This window comes from Rhizobium sophoriradicis (assembly GCF_003939025.1).
Lineage (GTDB): Bacteria > Pseudomonadota > Alphaproteobacteria > Rhizobiales > Rhizobiaceae > Rhizobium > Rhizobium sophoriradicis.
The window spans coordinates 162,784-179,801 of record NZ_RQIH01000006.1 but is presented as its reverse complement, the minus strand read 5'-3'; the positions used below and the strand labels follow the sequence as shown (position 1 = coordinate 179,801).

The 17,018-nt window shown below is 58.6% G+C and carries 19 protein-coding genes; 8 read left to right on the top strand and 11 right to left on the bottom strand.

Going from position 1 to position 17,018, the window contains the following annotated elements:
* The first annotated feature begins 17 nt into the window (after positions 1 to 17).
* The 3 genes from EFR00_RS11840 (at position 18) to EFR00_RS11830 (ending at position 1,594) form a co-directional block, all read left to right on the top strand.
* Entirely contained in the window at positions 18 to 377 is a 360-nt protein-coding gene (locus tag EFR00_RS11840) for a hypothetical protein (RefSeq protein WP_009992224.1), read from the top strand.
* Between the two features lie 172 nt (positions 378 to 549).
* Entirely contained in the window at positions 550 to 1,053 is a 504-nt protein-coding gene (locus tag EFR00_RS11835) for a cupin domain-containing protein (protein ID WP_077993277.1), read from the top strand.
* A 25-nt stretch (positions 1,054 to 1,078) separates the two neighbouring features.
* The gene (locus EFR00_RS11830; RefSeq protein WP_077993275.1) at positions 1,079 to 1,594 is read left to right on the top strand and encodes a GNAT family N-acetyltransferase; all 516 of its coding nucleotides are present in this window, start codon (positions 1,079 to 1,081) and stop codon (positions 1,592 to 1,594) included.
* A gap of 101 nt (positions 1,595 to 1,695) precedes the next feature.
* Here the strand turns inward: EFR00_RS11830 and EFR00_RS11825 are convergent, their stop codons facing one another.
* Genes EFR00_RS11825 through EFR00_RS11795 form a run of 7 tightly spaced genes read right to left on the bottom strand, consistent with a single transcriptional unit; the run spans position 1,696 to position 7,630 of the window.
* On the bottom strand, positions 1,696 to 2,574 hold the full coding sequence (locus tag EFR00_RS11825; protein ID WP_077993273.1) for a glycosyltransferase family 2 protein: 879 nt from the start codon (positions 2,572 to 2,574) through the stop codon (positions 1,696 to 1,698).
* Positions 2,575 to 2,618: 44 nt separating this feature from the next.
* Positions 2,619 to 3,371: a class I SAM-dependent methyltransferase gene (locus tag EFR00_RS11820; protein WP_077993271.1), complete on the bottom strand. Its 753-nt coding sequence runs from the start codon at positions 3,369 to 3,371 to the stop codon at positions 2,619 to 2,621.
* Between the two features lie 3 nt (positions 3,372 to 3,374).
* Positions 3,375 to 3,818, bottom strand: a complete 444-nt coding sequence (locus tag EFR00_RS11815; protein ID WP_077993269.1) for a GNAT family N-acetyltransferase — start codon at positions 3,816 to 3,818, stop codon at positions 3,375 to 3,377.
* Positions 3,815 to 4,786 (bottom strand): glycoside hydrolase family protein, encoded by a 972-nt coding sequence (locus EFR00_RS11810; protein ID WP_077993267.1) that lies wholly within the window; start codon positions 4,784 to 4,786, stop codon positions 3,815 to 3,817. The genes EFR00_RS11815 and EFR00_RS11810 overlap by 4 nt, the downstream gene beginning before the upstream one ends.
* The gene (locus tag EFR00_RS11805; protein WP_077993265.1) at positions 4,783 to 5,751 is read right to left on the bottom strand and encodes a glycoside hydrolase family protein; all 969 of its coding nucleotides are present in this window, start codon (positions 5,749 to 5,751) and stop codon (positions 4,783 to 4,785) included. Before EFR00_RS11805 ends, EFR00_RS11810 begins: the two co-directional genes overlap by 4 nt.
* A gap of 56 nt (positions 5,752 to 5,807) precedes the next feature.
* On the bottom strand, positions 5,808 to 6,512 hold the full coding sequence (locus EFR00_RS11800) for a WbqC family protein (RefSeq protein WP_009989319.1): 705 nt from the start codon (positions 6,510 to 6,512) through the stop codon (positions 5,808 to 5,810).
* An 11-nt stretch (positions 6,513 to 6,523) separates the two neighbouring features.
* Positions 6,524 to 7,630, bottom strand: a complete 1,107-nt coding sequence (locus tag EFR00_RS11795; protein WP_077993262.1) for a DegT/DnrJ/EryC1/StrS family aminotransferase — start codon at positions 7,628 to 7,630, stop codon at positions 6,524 to 6,526.
* 195 nt (positions 7,631 to 7,825) lie between these two features.
* Between EFR00_RS11795 and EFR00_RS11790 the strand changes: the two genes are divergently transcribed.
* Genes EFR00_RS11790 through rfbA form a run of 5 tightly spaced genes read left to right on the top strand, consistent with a single transcriptional unit; the run spans position 7,826 to position 13,220 of the window.
* Positions 7,826 to 9,820: a CgeB family protein gene (locus tag EFR00_RS11790; protein ID WP_077993260.1), complete on the top strand. Its 1,995-nt coding sequence runs from the start codon at positions 7,826 to 7,828 to the stop codon at positions 9,818 to 9,820.
* Positions 9,810 to 10,388: a dTDP-4-dehydrorhamnose 3,5-epimerase gene (gene rfbC / locus EFR00_RS11785; RefSeq protein WP_077993258.1), complete on the top strand. Its 579-nt coding sequence runs from the start codon at positions 9,810 to 9,812 to the stop codon at positions 10,386 to 10,388. Before EFR00_RS11790 ends, rfbC begins: the two co-directional genes overlap by 11 nt.
* Positions 10,389 to 10,394: 6 nt before the next feature.
* Positions 10,395 to 11,447, top strand: coding sequence for a dTDP-glucose 4,6-dehydratase (rfbB, locus tag EFR00_RS11780; protein ID WP_077993253.1), 1,053 nt, complete (start codon positions 10,395 to 10,397; stop codon positions 11,445 to 11,447).
* Positions 11,448 to 11,453: 6 nt separating this feature from the next.
* The gene (rfbD, locus tag EFR00_RS11775) at positions 11,454 to 12,341 is read left to right on the top strand and encodes a dTDP-4-dehydrorhamnose reductase (protein ID WP_077993251.1); all 888 of its coding nucleotides are present in this window, start codon (positions 11,454 to 11,456) and stop codon (positions 12,339 to 12,341) included.
* Positions 12,342 to 12,350: 9 nt separating this feature from the next.
* Positions 12,351 to 13,220, top strand: coding sequence for a glucose-1-phosphate thymidylyltransferase RfbA (gene rfbA / locus EFR00_RS11770; RefSeq protein WP_009995786.1), 870 nt, complete (start codon positions 12,351 to 12,353; stop codon positions 13,218 to 13,220).
* Positions 13,221 to 13,288: 68 nt separating this feature from the next.
* On the opposite strand, the gene EFR00_RS11765 is transcribed toward rfbA, so the two are convergent.
* The 4 genes from EFR00_RS11765 to glyA are packed head-to-tail and all read right to left on the bottom strand — an operon-like array spanning position 13,289 to position 16,926.
* Entirely contained in the window at positions 13,289 to 13,900 is a 612-nt protein-coding gene (locus EFR00_RS11765) for a riboflavin synthase (protein ID WP_009995785.1), read from the bottom strand.
* The gene (ribD, locus tag EFR00_RS11760; protein ID WP_077993247.1) at positions 13,900 to 15,138 is read right to left on the bottom strand and encodes a bifunctional diaminohydroxyphosphoribosylaminopyrimidine deaminase/5-amino-6-(5-phosphoribosylamino)uracil reductase RibD; all 1,239 of its coding nucleotides are present in this window, start codon (positions 15,136 to 15,138) and stop codon (positions 13,900 to 13,902) included. The genes EFR00_RS11765 and ribD overlap by 1 nt, the downstream gene beginning before the upstream one ends.
* 3 nt (positions 15,139 to 15,141) lie before the next feature.
* On the bottom strand, positions 15,142 to 15,618 hold the full coding sequence (gene nrdR, locus EFR00_RS11755) for a transcriptional regulator NrdR (protein ID WP_003547190.1): 477 nt from the start codon (positions 15,616 to 15,618) through the stop codon (positions 15,142 to 15,144).
* A 9-nt stretch (positions 15,619 to 15,627) separates the two neighbouring features.
* Positions 15,628 to 16,926 (bottom strand): serine hydroxymethyltransferase, encoded by a 1,299-nt coding sequence (gene glyA, locus EFR00_RS11750; RefSeq protein WP_077993245.1) that lies wholly within the window; start codon positions 16,924 to 16,926, stop codon positions 15,628 to 15,630.
* Positions 16,927 to 17,018: the final 92 nt, after the last annotated feature.

Sequence of the window (17,018 nt, the reverse complement as noted above, 5' to 3'; positions counted from 1 at the left end):
GATGAAAGGATACAATCATGAACCGCATTGTCACACTCACCGCCGCCGCCGCCCTCTCCTCGCTTGCATTTGCCGGCGCCAGTCGGGCCGAAAGCCTTGGGATGAACACCGCCCAAGGCATCGAGCAAACGCTCAGGACCTTCCACGGCAATGATTTCAACGTCGAGCAGGTCCATAACTGGCGCAATCTCGATGATGAAACGACGGGTCCGCGCTCGGCGCCGGAACGCTCCGGTTATGCCATCCGCGGCATCCAGGCCTCGATCGACGCCAACAGGTCGCTTGCCCGCCGGCTCAACAATGAAGGCGTCGACGTCCGCAACATCGTCAATGCCGAACAGGCGGCTGACGGAAGCCTCACTTTCTACGTCCGCTAAGATTCCTGCGCATTGCCAGGGATAGAGAGTCTCGGCGCGTTCCATCCGACGCGCGGCGCTCGAAGCATGGGCGGCGGTCTCCGCCCATGCCGGGGATTTCCCGGATCAGCGCAGACGGGCATTGAATTTTCCGCCAAGATGATAGCTTCTCTTCCTGCAACAGGAGGACATCATGGCTAGGGAATCGAAAGCGGTGATCAATATCGCCGATCTCGCGCTCAACCACTGGAAACAGGGTGAATTCTATGAAGGCGCCGACGCCTCGTTCGGCGCACGTTTAGGTCTGGCCGGTCTCGGCATCAGCTATAATGAAGTGCCGTCGGGCAAATCGAGCTGCCCCTTCCACAATCACCACGTCGAAGACGAGCTTTTCTACGTGATCGCAGGCACCGGCGAATACCGCTTCGGCGACGAGCGCCATGCGATCAAGGCTGGCGACGTGCTCGGCGCGCCCGCCGGCGGCCCGGAAACAGCGCACCAGATCATCAATACCGGCACGGCGCCCCTTATCTATCTCGGCATCTCGACGATGGCGAAGACCGAGATCGTGGAATATCCCGATTCTGGAAAGTTTCTCGCCAAGACCAGCAGAGATGGCGCAAGGCCGGGGCGATTCCGCCATATGGGACGCGCGGAAAATCCACTCGATTACTGGGAGGGCGAACCCGGTGCCTGACGGCGCGGCTTCCGGAGGACCTGATGTGACCGACATTCCCACGCTCGAAACGCAGCGGTTGACGCTTCGCCCTCACCACCTCGACGATTTCGAAGTGCATGCGGCGCTGTGGGCGAACGAGGATGTCGTCCGCTTCATCAGCGGCGCGCCCTCGACGCGCGAGCAGAGTTGGGCCCGCATGCTGCGCATTGCTGGCATGTGGCATCATATGGGCTTCGGCTTTCTTGCGATCGTCGAGAAGGCCAGCGGCCGGTTCATCGGCGAAGCCGGATTTCTCGAAGCCCTCCGCGAAATGGAGCCGTCAATCGAGGGAACGATGGAGGTCGGCTGGGCGCTGATGCCCTCGGCCCAGGGCCGTGGTTATGCCACCGAGGCGCTGACGGCCCTGATCGGCTGGGCGGCAGCGCGTTTTCCGGAAAAGGCAATGAGTTGCATCATCAGCCCCGACAACGTGGCGTCGCTCAGGGTCGCAGCCAAGCTCGGCTTCCGCGAGACGGCGCGCGCGCAGTATAATGGCGAAGTCATTCAGTTTTCGCGTTAGGGAATTTCGTCAAGCGGACGGCGTAGCACAGAGCATCCACCGCATGGGCCGAGGCTCGCGGAACGCGGAGTTGCGAATGCCCGAGAATGTGCCACCTTTCTTTACATCAGTGCTTCTTCAATTTGCGCAATTCTTGCTCCAAGCTGGGGGAACGAATTCTGCCAGTACCGGTAGATATTCAGCAGGTTGCGATATGAGGTAGGCAAGTCGCTTGCTGACAAGTAGCCTCTTTCAAACGCGAAATTTAGCACGTCCTCATAGTAAGTGATTGCATAAATGAACTTCCAGTTGACCTGTGGGTTCGACGTGGCGTTCTCATGGCGCCTGAAATAGGAAAGCGGGGTGGGATGGATGACGAAGTTGCCGAGCTGCGCCAGTTCCACCCATGCTGATAAATCAATCAAACCAGGGAAGAGATCGCCTTCCATCTTATACAATCGGAATTGACCATTGCTATCGAAAGCATCCTTCTTCCGAAATAAAGCCGTTGTGTACTCTCCAACTAGATTGACGTGATTGAGAGCCGTCAATCGCAAGAAGTCGTCGCCAGAAACGATCTTGAGGCTATCTCCGGAAGCGTTGAAGTGGTTGATGAAGCCAGTAGTATGATTTTTTCCGTCAATTAAATAACGCGGAGAAAATGAAAGACTCGTGTTTCTTTCCTTTGTCGATTCAAGCGCCTCTAGCAGGAACTGTATGCAGAAAGGGTGTAGCACGTCGTCATCGAACAGGAATTTGATGTATTCGCCACTCGCGATTTCCACCAGCCTGCGCACATTGTTCTCGGGACCGGGATTCGGATTTCGGCTGTATTGGACAAACCTTTCGAAGTTCCGGCAGATCGCCTGGATTTCATCAGTCGGACAATCATCCGACACCAGAATTTCGACATCGGTGAAGCTCTGAGCCAACGCACTTCGTAGGCACAGTTCGAAATAGTCGGCCTTGTATGCTGGAATACAGATCGATACGCGCGGCATCGGACATCCTTGGAATTTAGAAGTCGAGTTCGGCAAAGCACAGCCTATTGCGCTCGGCCTGCTTCACACATGAGAAAGATGCTGGCGCAAAGATCGGGATAGACTTGCCCCAGCTGATAACAACCCTCCAGATATTCGCTGGAAATGATGTCGGTCTGAAGCAAACGATCCCACTGGAAATTTGCCAGAGCTTTGAAGAAAATGCCGGACCGATGCACAACGTTCAATCCTGCCAATCTTGCATCGCGCTCCAGGGTATCCAGTGAGTATGTGATGCGGTGACCATGCTCCGCTTCCGCCTTCGTGATTGCGGAATTGTGGCTTATCAAACCCATTTTAACAGCGATCTGGCGGGACGGGGCATTCGCATTCGGGCATACCAGGAAGAGCCTACCACCTTCCGATAGCCATTCGTCATTGATGCGCTTCAGCACGCCTACCGGATCGTCCAAATGCTCAAGAACATGTGTCAGCAGGACATTGTCATAGCGCTTGGGAAGCTTCACGTCTTCGAACACGTCATTGATAAATGTCAGGCTGTCGCCCAGTTCGTTCTGCGCGACGGCTATTGCCTCATCGGAGGCTTCTACGCAGGTGATATCGTCGAAATAGGGAACGATCCTTTTCGTGAAATCGCCCCGGAAACTTCCAAGTTCAAGCAGGCTTCCGGTGCGGAAAAAGGGCATGAAAGACTTCAGCATATAATGATGCATGACGTCAAAATCGAAGTTGTATGCGTAGCGATGATCACTAGCATCCTTGATTTCACTATTATAATCGCGCTTTTTCTCAGCCATCCTCTACCCCAAATCTCGCTTCATTGTCAGCATTGACTGTTCGCTATCCAGCACCACGAACCCATATCTGCGATAGACAGCGACGGCGGCAATGTTTTTCGCCTCGACCTCGAGGCGTATGGTTTCAAACCTCTTCTGCCTGGCCAAAGCCATGCTCCGTTCAAGCAACGCTCCCGCTATCCCCCTGCCGCGCCATTCTTCGAACACACTTAGATTCGTAATGAATGCCGATGTCTGTTGGGGATTGTTGCAATATATGGCCAGAAGCCCGACCAACCTACCGTCAGACCATGCCTCAAAGCGCTCGGCATTGAGCAGGATTTTCAGCGCATAAGCGTCGATGTCCACGCGTGCGCGAAGCCCCTCGGCGAAATCAGTTCCGGATTCATTCAAGTGGTAGGCGATGTCGCTTGCCGAAGCGAGGTTGTGGCCCCAATCCGGCGTCATGAAGTACGTTCCAATATTGCAGCGCCGAATCCATGCCGGCCAAACTGGTTTCCGTTATAGAGGAGGTAAATTGACTCATCCGCCTCAAAGACGTGCGGATAGCACAACATGTCGGAATCCCATTCGCCGTCCGTTCCTTCAATCCCCAATTCAAGGTCATCGCGTGACCAGTTGATCAGATCGCGCGAATATGCGTGGCCGATTTGATAGCCGCGTTTCCTGTTAGTGCGAAAATCCGACGATTGCCGATAGCAGAAGAACATATGATAGCGATCTTCGATCCGGATGACGGTCGGCAGAGCTTGGCTTTCGTCGGCACCAAGCCGATCCGGTATGATCTGCCTGCCTTCCTCCTTCTGCCAATTGATGCCGTCTGGCGAGGTCGCATGACCAATTTTATAAGTGCGATCCGGAGGCGCGCCCGGCGAGTATTCTTTCCACCCAGTCCCGAAAATGTACCACATGTGAAAGATGCCATCGATGAACTTCACAAAGCCGTCGCCGACCAGGCACGGCTCCTTGAGAGACGCCGACAAGACCGGCCCATCGCCGATCCTCTTGAACGACATCCCGTCGTCGTCACTGAGGGCAAGCCCGATTGCCGTATCGACCGAGACCGCAACCCTTCGATTCCAGCCGCATGTGTAGCCGTAGATCTTCCCTTCGTGTCGCATCACATTCATCGGGAAGATGCCATGCTCGTCAAAGCAACCGAGTTTGCCGAGTTCAATAACCGGCCTGTCGGAAACGCGAATGGCCCGGTCCAGAGTCTTATCCATATCGACGAAAGCGACATGGCTGAGATATTTGCCGTTCACGTCAGTTGCGCGCGTTGAGAAGTAGATTCGTATAAAGCCATCGAAAACGAGCGCCTGGGGCGACTGCGCAAACTCGACACAGCCTGCGGGCAGATGATGCAGCGTGGGATCAAAGATCTTGCCCAGCTTCTTCCATCGCATCTTGGTCATGCGTCACCAAGCTTTCCGTCGAGAACAGCAAGGCCGAAGCCGTTGCGCCCGACTTGATTGCCGAGATAGGCCATATAGGTCTTGCCATCCAACTCGAAGACATGCGGGTAGCTAACCATCTCATCATCCCAGCCTGTGTCGGACACCGTCAGCCCCGCTTTACTATCGTCACGTTGCCAGTTGACCAGATCGTTGCTCGAGGCGTAGCCGATTCGGTATCCTTTTTCCTTGCCGCGATAATTCGTGCTGTGACGATAGCAGAAGAACATGTGGTAGCGCCCGCCGGCAAAGATCACATCGGGGCTTGCCTGTGCCTCATCGGTCTCGACGACAGATTCGATCAGATCTCTGTTCGCTTTCGTCCAGTGCACGCCATCTTCAGAGGTGGCTAGACGGATTTTGTACACAGGCTCCGCACGCCCATCGGCCATGATCCACTTGGAACCAGAGATATAGAACAGGTACCACCGGTCGTTAAAACGCCGAATCTTGGGACCACTCAGGACGAAGGGTTCATCCGGCGAGTATGGCACGACGGGTCCATAACCCGCCTTAGAGAAGGTCCGGCCTTCGTCCGTGCTCAAGGCCAATCCTATACCCACGTTGAATGGCACGGATTCGCATCGAGTCCAGCCGGCATAGTAAGCGCGTATGAGGTCGCCATCCCTGGCTACGGAGATCGGATAAGTACCAAATTGATCGAATTCGCCGAGACCGCCCAATTCCAGGACCGGACGTTCGCTGATCCGTATGATCTTAAACAAGTCAGCCCTATCCACGTCAATATAAGCAGAATGCGAGACATATTGCCCGGCCTGATCTGCTGGTGGGCGGCAGGAAAAGTATATTCGCACAAAATCGTCAAAAAGCAGTGTTGCAGGCGCTTGAGCAAACTCCTTAAGCCACCGACGATCAGTCACCTCCTGCGGCGTGAAAACCTTGCCTAACTTCTTCCATTTGAACATTGCTTCACCGATATCTTCTTCTTGGCAGACCGCCGAAAGGAAACACTCGTCCGCATCTAGGATTGAATGAGCTCATACGCACCCAGCATATTCCTCTGAATCTCTTCCACCGAATTGAACATGATGACATCCACAATTGACAGCCAGGGCACGAAATCAGCACCGAACTGAGAATATTCCACAGACTTCGACTTGATGAATTTCAGTTCTATACCGCGCGCAGCAAACGCGTCTTGAGAGTAAAGTTCCATACCCCCTATTGCATTCACGTAGACCTCCGCGCCCGCTTTCTCGCAAAGTGCCAAAACCTTTTCCTGGGCCTTGAGATCGTGATTTATCGCTATTTCAGAGGAAACGGCGAAGTCTGTCCTGATGCCAAGGTAACCGCAGATTTCCCTGATTGAGCTGAAAATATAGAAAAAAAGATTGTTGTCCGGGAAGCCTATCGCCTGCTCGATCACCGGGAAAGCACTGGAATAAAATGGCGCGCGTCGATAAGCGCCTTGAATTTGATTCAGCAGCTTGTTGCGATCGAAGTCCGGCGACAGGCTGCGTTCGTACACGTCTAAACTATCCGGCGCGGCCTTCAGCGGCAGAGAGAATGTGGCGTCCCGGCCGTCGCGCAACATGCGGTTCCGGTTAATCCAACCCTTTTTCGTGTACTTGATATTGTCGTAAACGATGAATTTATCGACCGCACTGATCAGCTGAAAGTAGCCAATGTAAGGAAAGAAATACGGCTGCATAATAGCCAGTTTCATTTCATCTACCCCTAAGAAGCAATGATCGCGCAGACCTTGTCGACGATCTCCATTTCCATGTCGGGATAGATGGGAAGGCAGAGCACTTGTTGTGCAGCTTCGGTTGCGACCGGCAGATTCGCGGGCTGCGCGGAAGGCAGGCTGCGGTACATCGAAAAGCTTGAGATCAGCGGATAGAAATAACGGCGCGGATGAATGCCGTTTTCCTTCAGAAGCTCATAGAGCTCATCGCGCGAAATGGCATAGCCGGGGCGCACGAGAATCGGGAAATAAGAGAAGTTGGAGACGGTCTCGCCGGAACGGTGCAGGCATTCTATACCCTCGACGCCGCGCAGACGCTCGCGGTATGCAGCGTCGATGAGCCCACGCCTTTCAAGGGCGAAGTTGATGTATTTCAGCTGCAACAGGCCGAGCGCAGCGTTGAATTCGCTCATTTTGCCGTTCGTGCCCGGCGCCACCACGGTCACTTCATCGACGTAACCGAAGTTCTTCAGCTGGTCGATGCGGGTCTTCGTCTTGACATCAGGGCAGATGATCGCTCCGCCTTCGAATGTGTTGAACACCTTCGTCGCGTGGAAGCTCAGAATGGAAAGGTCGCCGTGATTGAGAATGCTTCCCCGCTCGTCTTCCACGCCGAAGGCATGGGCGGCGTCATAGATGACCTTGAGATTGTAGAGATCGGCGATCTTCTGGATCGAATCGACGTCGCACGGGTGGCCGTAGCAATGCACCGGCATGATCGCCGTCGTCTGCTGCGTGATCGCCGCCTCGATCTTCGCCGGATCGAGATTGAGCGTCACCGGATCGATGTCGACGAAGACGGGCTTCAAACCGTTCCAGAGAAGCGAATGCGACGTGGCTACGAAGGAATAAGGCGTGGTGATGACTTCGCCCGTGACGCGGAGCGCCTGAAGCGCCGTCAGCAGCGCAACGGTGGCGTTGGAAAAGAGGCTGATGTGCTTCACGCCGAGATGGTTGCAGAGCTCCCGCTCCAGTAGCTCGTGGAACGGCCCGCCATTGGTCAGGATGCGATTGTTCCAGATCGCTTCCAGCGAAGGAATGAATTCTTCGAGCGGCGGCAGGCTGGGCTTCGTTACATAGATCTTTTCGTTTTTCATGACGCCGTCCGAGTTGGGCCCTATCAAGCAATTGGCCTGGCACGAACATCACGGCTTAACCTGTTCCCAAGCTGACCAGCGAAATTCCTGCCCAACAGTGTGGCGCAAGCTTCACGTCCAATAGTCGACACCCGAACCAGCCGAATGCTGTTTCGTGAGTCACGAAGACGGCGGCCATTCGCGAAGGACAATACCTTGACGGTCAATCAGCCCATTTCCGCTCTACCGGCCGGTCTTCCTGATCTGGCGCTTCTCACGGAGAAGGCTGCCGGCACGGGATCCGTCATTATCTATCAGCCTTATCTCGATCCTTCGCAGCGCAGCCAGCTCGACGCGGCGGCCATGCCGTTCGACATCTCGTTCAATACGCAGGCAACGACCCGCGAATATGAACTCTTCCTCACTCTGCATCGGCATCACGAGGCGATCGGCCTCGGCGACGACGTGTTCTGGGGGCTACTTTCGAGCAAATTCGAGATGAAGTCGGTGACTAGCTTCCCGTCCTTCGTCACGGAAGCGGAAAAGGCCAGAGCGGAAGGGGCGGACGCCTATCTTTACAATCCGCTGATCGGCCACGCGGCGATCTACAGCAACGTCTGGGAACATTCGCTGCTTGGTGGTCACCCCGGCATGGAGCCGATCTTCCTGTATCTCCAGGAACTCGGCTATCCGATCGCGCCGCCGCAGGACAAGATTGCCTTCATGTTCTGCAACTATTTCTGCGGCAACCGGAAATTCTGGTCGGGGTATTTCGCCTTTTGCGAACGCATTCTCGAATCACTGGAAAACCAGGCGCGCGCCGGCACGCCGGCGGGCAACGCCTATTCCGGTACGGCTCACTACTCACGCGATGCCAACGCAAAGATGCGCCCCTTCGTGATCGAGCGTCTGCTCGGCCTTTATGTCCAGCAGGCTATCGCCTCCGGATTGAAGATCGCCGCCTTCGTACCGACCCTTGCCGATTTCGAATGGAAGTTTGGTGTCCGCCTCGGTCGGATGCTGCATGGCCTCTTCGCCGCCAAGGAAGCCTTTCTGCAGAGCCGTGACGACGCTCTCCTGACCGCGTGGCAGCAAGGCCGCCAACCGCTCATCAAGCAGCCGCATCTGATCTGGGGGGCTGATGACCCGCCCGGCTGGATGCCGCGCGGCCAATTCATCGGTGGCCGCGAATTGATGCGCGCCTATGCTCCGCACGCCTCAGGCGCCTCCCCGGTGCCGCAGCAGCCGGTGCGTACGGAAAGGACCGCTATACCGGCCGCGCCGACGATCGAGCAGCCGCTTGCCAACGCATTGCAGCCCTTTGCCGGCGGATGGCAGGCCCACAAGGATGGCCATTGCATCTGGATCGTGACGCCCGAAAACTACAATCACAGCCACGCCTTCGACGAAGTCGCGCTCGGCCTGCAGGGCGCCTTCGAGGAACTCGGCGGTTCGGCACCGATCGTTAGGGACATGAACGAGTTCGCGGGCCGTGCGCCGATCATTTATGGCGGCAACCTGCTTCCGGCCGAAATCGTCGGCCATCTGCCGCAAGACAGCGTTCTCATCAACCTCGAGCAAGTGTCTGAAGAAAGCAGCTGGATCAATTCGCGCTATGTGTCGATCCTGAGGGCGATGCCGGTGCTCGACTACAGCCCGCGCAACCGCGAAAACCTTGCCGCCAAGGGGATCGACCACGCCGGTGTTCTCGAAATCGGTTACAGCCGTTGCCTGAGCCAGATTCAGCACGCTCCGGTCAAGGATATCGACGTGCTTTTCTACGGCTCGATGAACGAACGCCGCCACCATATCCTGAAAACGCTGAAGGACGGCGGGCTGAAGGTGGCGCATCTCTTCAACATCTATGGTGCGGAACGCGATGCGGCGATTGCCCGCGCCAAGATCGTCATCAACATCCATCATTATGCGAGCGGCGTCTTCGAGATCGTGCGCATTTCCTATCTGCTCGCCAATCGCGTTTGCGTGCTGACGGAAGGCGACATCCGCGATCCGGACCTCCAGCCCTTCATCGGCGGCTTGGCAATTGAGCCTTATGACGACATGATCGAGCGGTGCTACAAGCTGATCGCCGATGCCGACGAGCGAGATGCCATTGCCGCGAAAGGCTTTGAGGCCATTCGGAGCCGCTCGCAGGCGGACATGCTGATGAGCGTTATGAAGGCCGCAGAGAAGGTAAGTCATGCGCATTGAGACTGTGGCCATCCAGGGCATCGTTGCAATCACGCCGCCACGCTTCGGCGATCATCGCGGCTATTTCTCCGAGGTGTTCAAGGATGCCTGGTTCCGGGAAAATGTGGCCGACGTCATGTTCGTCCAGGACAATGAATCGCTTTCGGCGCAGGCCGGCACCGTCCGGGGGCTGCATTTCCAGATCCCGCCCTTCGCACAGGGCAAGCTGGTGCGCTGCCTTGCCGGCCGGATCATGGATGTCGTCGTCGATATCCGCGTGGGATCACCTAGCTTCGGCAATTGGCTCTCTCAGGAGCTCTCGCCGGACACCGGCAAACAGCTCTGGATACCGCCCGGCTTCGCACACGGATTCGCAACGATCGAGCCGAACAGCGTCATCAGCTACAAGGTAACCGCACCCTATAGCCCGCAACATGATCGGGGCATCGCGTGGAACGATCCGGCGATCGGCATTCGCTGGCCCTTCGATGAGAGAGACATGATATCGTCCGACAAGGACAAGACGCTGCCGCGGCTCGCAGATCTGCCAAGCCACTTTTCCTATTCAGCACAGCAACCTCAGGATTGATCGACGATGCGCATACTGGTCACGGGCGGAGCTGGCTTTATCGGATCGGCATTGGTGCGCCATCTCGTCAGCGAGATCGGCGCCGAGGTGCTGAATGTCGACACGCTGACCTATGCCGGCAATCTGGCATCGCTGAAATCCGTCGAATCGGCGCCGAACTATCAATTCCTTCGGGCCGACATCTGCGACCGCGCCGGGATGCAGGAAGCATTCGCGTCCTTCCGCCCCGATATCGTCATGCATCTCGCGGCAGAGAGCCATGTCGACCGCTCGATCTCGGGCGCTGCCGATTTCATTCAGACCAACATCGTCGGCACATTCAGCCTGCTGGATGCCGCACGGCACTATTGGGATGGGCTTGACGCTCGCCGCAAGAGCGACTTCCGGTTTCTGCATGTCTCGACGGATGAGGTCTACGGCTCGCTCGACGACGAGGGCCTCTTCGAGGAGACGACGCCATACGATCCGTCCTCGCCCTACTCCGCATCCAAGGCCGCGAGCGACCATCTGGCAATCGCCTGGCACCGCACCTACGGCCTGCCAGTCGTCGTCTCCAATTGCTCCAACAATTACGGCCCATTCCATTTCCCGGAAAAGCTCATCCCGCTAATGATCCTGAACGCACTGGAGGACAAGCCTCTTCCGGTTTACGGCAATGGCGCAAATGTCCGCGACTGGCTCTATGTCGAAGACCATGCCCGCGCGCTCTACACAATCGCATCCAGAGGGCGCCCCGGAGAAAAATACAATGTGGGCGGCCGCAATGAACGCAGGAACATCGATGTCGTTCACCGCATCTGCGCCATTCTCGACGGCGTCTACCGCGACAAGGCACCGCATGCACGTCTGATCACCAACGTCACGGATCGCCCCGGACACGACGCACGCTATGCGATCGATGCCACGAAACTCGAAAGCGAACTCGGCTGGAAGGCGCAAGAGACCTTCGAAACCGGCATCGAGAAGACCGTGCACTGGTACTTGGAAAACGAATGGTGGTGGAGGCCGCTGCGCGAAAACGTCTACTCCGGCGAACGCCTCGGCGTTTTCAAGGGGTGATAAGCGATGCGCATTGCCGTCACCGGTAAACAGGGCCAAGTCGTTCAGTCGCTGCTCCGACGCGGCGCCGAAACGGGCGTCGAAATCATTGCGGTCGGCCGCCCGGAAATGGACCTTTCGGATCCTGCACGCATTGCAGCCGCCTTCTCGGCTCTGCGGCCGGATGTGATCGTCTCCGCCGCCGCCTATACGGCGGTCGACAAGGCCGAGAGCGAAGCCGAGCTTGCCTTTTCCGTCAACGCGGCAGGCGCCGGCGCGGTTGCCGAGGCTGCCGCGCGGATCGGGGTCCCCGTGATCCACATTTCGACCGACTACGTGTTCAGCGGCGACAAGGCCTCCGCCTATTGCGAAGAGGATGCGACGGGGCCCATCTCCGTCTACGGGCGTTCGAAACTCGCGGGCGAAAAAGCCGTCGCGGCGGCGAACCCGAACCAAGTCATCTTGCGCACCGCCTGGGTCTATTCGCCGTTTGGCGCCAATTTCCTGAAAACGATGCTGCGGCTTTCCGAGACGCGCGATCATCTTCGCGTCGTCGCCGATCAGAGGGGATGCCCGACCTCGGCACTCGACATCGCCGACGCGATTCTTGCGATCGCGACCCGTATCGTCGCGGACCCTGCGCCATCGCTGCGCGGCACCTTTCACCTGACCGGCAGCGGCGAAGCAAGCTGGGCGGATTTCGCCGAAGCGATATTCTCGGAGCTTCGTAAATCCGGCGGTAGAACCATCGGCGTCGAGCGCATCCCGACGGCGGACTACCCGACACCGGCGCAGCGTCCTGCCAATTCACGCCTCAACGGCGACAAGCTCGCCAGAACATATGGAATCCGGCTCCCCGAGTGGAAGCAATCCATGACAATCGTCATGCAAGACCTTTTGAACAAAGGTCTTTAAGGAGAAAGCATGAAGGGAATTATCCTTGCCGGCGGCACGGGCACGCGTCTGCATCCGATCACGCAGGCCGTCTCGAAACAGTTGATGCCGGTCTATGACAAGCCGATGATTTACTATCCGCTGACGACGCTCATGCTCGCTGGCATCAGGGAGTTGCTGATCATCACCACGCCCCACGACCTCGAAGCCTTCAAACGCCTGCTCGGCGACGGCTCGCAATGGGGCATTTCGCTGACCTATGCCGTACAGCCGAGCCCGGACGGCCTCGCCCAGGCTTTCATCATCGGCGCCGACTTCTTGCACGGCGACAGTTCGGCGCTCGTTCTCGGCGACAATATCTTCTACGGGCACGGATTGCCGGAAATCATGAAATCCGGCACGAGTCGGCGGGAAGGCGCGACCGTGTTCGCCTATCACGTCACCGACCCGGAACGCTATGGCGTTGTCGGCTTTGACGAAAAGATGAATGCGCTGTCGATCGAAGAGAAGCCGACAGCGCCAAAATCGAACTGGGCGGTGACCGGCCTCTATTTCTACGACCAGCAGGTGGTCGATATCGCCGCCAACCTGAAGCCATCGCCGCGCGGCGAATTGGAAATCACCGACGTCAACCGCGCCTATCTCGAGCGCGGCCAGCTTTTCGTTGAGCTGATGGGCCGGGGCTATGCCTGGCTCGACACCGGCACCCCGGATAGCCTGCACGATGCCGCCGGTTTCGTTAGCACGCTGGAAAAACGCCAGGGCTTCAAGATCGCCTGCCCCGAAGAAGTCGCCTGGCGCATGGGTTACATCTCGCACGACGACCTCGCCAAGCTCGCAGAGAAGCTCGGCAAGAGCGCCTACGGCCAGTATCTGACGAAGCTCTCGCCTGTTTGGTGAGTCTGGGCGGCCAGACGCACTGTCACTTTGAACCCGCGCATAACATAGAAAATCGACAGTGATTTCAGTTATGCGCTCGGGAATTCCGCCAGCCGAGCGGCGTAACGCGCCATCGTGTCCACTTCGAAATTGACGAAATCGCCGGCCTGGCGCTCGCCCCAGGTGGTGACTTCAAGCGTGTGGCGGATGAGCAGGACGTCGAAATCGGTGCCGTCGACCGCATTGACCGTCAGCGAGGTGCCGTCGAGCGCGATCGAGCCCTTGGGGGCGACGAATTTTGCCAGATGTTCGGGTGCACGCAGGCGGTAGCGGGTGGCGTCGCCTTCCGATGTCACGGAAAGGATTTCCGCCTTGCCGTCGACATGGCCGGAAACGATGTGGCCGCCGAGTTCATCGCCGATTTTCAGCGACCGTTCGAGGTTGATGCGGCGGCCCTCCCGCCAGGTACCGATCGTCGTCAGCCGCAGCGCTTCTTCCCAGGCTTCGACCTCGAACCAGCGGCCGTTGCTGCCTTCATCAGGAAGTGCGGTGACGGTCAGGCAGATGCCGGCATGGGAGATCGAGGCGCCCATGTCGATCGTCTTGGGATCATAGGCGGTCGCGACCCGCAGCCGGATGCCTTCCTTCAGCAGAGAAACGGATTCGACCGTGCCGACATCGGTGACTATTCCGGTAAACATCAAAGCCCTCTTTCGTATTCGTCCAGGCGATCTTGGCCGAAAATTTGCGTGCCCATATGGGCAAAACCCGATGGTATGTCGGTTCTCGCCAGCGGCGATTCAATACCGCCTTCGCCGATGACGACAGGCGCCTGGTAAAGCTGGATGCGGTCGACAAGGCCGGCCTCGAGGAAAAGCCGCGCCGTCTTGGCACCGCCCTCGACCAGAAGCGAAGAAATGCCGCGTGTCGCAAGCGCCGGCAGCAGGATTTCCGGATGATAGGGATTGCAATAGACGATCTCGACGCCGGCAGCTTCGAGTGCGGCGCGACGGGAGTCCAGGTCGGTGGCGTCGGCGGGTGCGGTACCCCCCTCTGCCCTGCCGGTCATCTCCCCCCTTGTGGGGGGTTCGAAGGACGGATCGAGACCCGTGGCTCGACCCCGGTAGTCCGCCAGGACAGAGGGGGGTAAACCCTCCGCATCCGCCGACAAAGGCCACACTTGCTCGCTCGCCACCAAGATCACCGGCACGTCCCGCGCCGTCGCAACCAGCTTGCTCGTCAGCGGCAAGGCCAGCGACGGATCGAGCACGATGCGGATGGGCGACTGCGCCTCCAGACCCGGTGTCCGCACCGTCAGCAACGGATCATCCGATATGGCGGTGCCGATACCGACCAGGATCGCGTCGGTTTCGGCGCGCAGCGCCTGTACCTCGGCGCGGGCCTCCGGGCCGGTGATCGCCACCTGTCCCTCCCCTGCACGGCCGATCATACCATCGGCAGAAACGGCAAGCTTGAGAGTCACATAGGGCCGGGACTTCGTCTGGCGGGTGAGATAACCGGCCAGCGAACGCCGGCCCTCGGCTTCCAGCACACCTGCATCAACCTCGATACCTGCGTCGCGCAGCATGGAAATGCCGCGGCCGGAAACCCGCGGATCGGGATCGGTGACGCTGATGACGACGCGGGCGACGCCATAGGCGATGAGCGCCTCGGCACAGGGCGGCGTCTTGCCGTGATGCGAGCAGGGTTCGAGCGTCACATAGACGGTGCCGCCGCGGGCAGCCTCGCCGGCTTCGGCGAGCGCCTGCGGCTCGGCATGCGGGCGGCCGCCGAGGGCGGTGACCGCCTGGCCGACGACGACGCCATCCTTGACGATCAGGCAGCCGACGGAAGGGTTGGTGGCGGTGCGGCCGAGATGCCGGCGCGACAGGCGGATCGCTGCCGCCATGAAACTCTCGTCATGCGGCGTGATGCTCATGGCTCATCTGTCCAGCGGGTCGCGGGCGATCTTGGCGTTGATTTCCGAAATGACCTTTTCGAAATCCTCGGCCAGCGAGAAATCCCGGTAGACCGACGCGTAGCGCACGAAGCCGACATCGTCGAGGCTTTTCATCGCTTCCAGCACCTGCAGGCCGATCTGCTCGGAGGAGATTTCGGTCTCGCCGGAGCTTTCCAGCCGGCGGACGATGCCGGAGACGGCGCGTTCGATGCGGTCGCGCTCGACCGGGCGTTTGCGCAGCGCCACTTCGAAGGAGCGGACCAGCTTGTCGCGATCGAAAGGTACCTTGCGGCCGGTCTTCTTGATGACCATCAGCTCGCGCAGCTGCACACGCTCAAAGGTGGTGAAGCGGCCGCCGCAATCCGGACAGATACGCCGCCGGCGGATGGACGTGTTGTCCTCCGCCGGGCGCGAATCCTTGACCTGAGTATCTTCCGAACCGCAATAGGGGCAGCGCATCGCTACTCCTTACCCCATGTAGTCATACATTGGGAAGCGGTCTGTGAGGTTGACCACTTTGCCGCGCACGGCGGCTTCGACAGCGGCATTGCCTTCGTCGGAATTGGCAACCTTCAAGCCGTCGAGAACCTCGACGATCAGATTGCCGATTTCGCGGAATTCGGCTTCCTTGAAGCCGCGGGTGGTGCCAGCCGGCGCGCCCAGGCGTACGCCCGAGGTGACGAAGGGCTTTTCCGGGTCGAAGGGAATGCCGTTCTTGTTGCAGGTGACGTAGGCGCGGCCGAGAGCGGCCTCGGCGCGTTTGCCGGTGGCGTTCTTCTTGCGCAGGTCGACGAGCATCAGGTGGTTGTCGGTGCCGCCGGAGACGACATCGAGACCACCAGCGATCAGCGTTTCGGCCAGCGCCCGGGCGTTCTTGACGATCTGGGCGGCATATTCCTTGAACTCAGGCTGCAGCGCCTCGCCGAAGGCGACCGCCTTGGCGGCGATGATGTGCATCAGCGGGCCACCCTGCAGACCGGGGAAGACGGCCGAATTGAACTTCTTGGCCAGATCCTCTTCATTGGTGAGGATCACGCCGCCGCGCGGACCGCGCAGCGACTTATGCGTCGTCGTCGTCGCGACATGGCAATGCGGGAACGGCGAGGGATGCTGGCCGCCGGCGACGAGACCGGCGATGTGGGCCATATCGACCATCAGATAGGCGCCGACCGAGTCGGCGATCTCGCGGAAGCGCTTCCAGTCCCAGATGCGGGAATAGGCGGTGCCGCCGGCGATGATCAGCTTCGGCTTGTGCTGTTCGGCCTTGCGGGCGACCTCATCCATGTCGAGCAGGTTATCGCCTTCACGCACGCCGTAGGAGACGACGTTGAACCACTTGCCGGACATGTTGACCGGCGAACCATGCGTGAGGTGGCCGCCCGAATTCAGGTCGAGACCCATGAAGGTATCGCCGGGCTGCAGCAGCGCCAGGAACACGGCCTGGTTCATCTGCGAGCCGGAATTCGGCTGGACGTTGACGAAATTGACGCCGAACAGCTTCTTGGCGCGTTCGATCGCCAGCTCCTCGGCGATATCGACGAACTGGCAGCCGCCGTAATAGCGCTTGCCCGGATAACCCTCGGCATATTTGTTGGTCATGATGGAGCCCTGCGCTTCCAGCACGGCGCGGGAAACGATGTTCTCGGAAGCGATCAGTTCGATCTCGTGCCGTTGGCGACCGAGTTCCTTTCCGATCGCGCCGAAAATCTCGGGATCGACGTCCGAAAGCGAACGATTGAAGAAGGATTCGGTGGAAGCATTGGTCATGGGCGGGCTCCTCAACTGGAATGCGCTGAGGTATTAGCCTTCCCCCGTGGCAAGGGCAATACGAAGAACGACATTTGCTGAGCAAAGCGCGC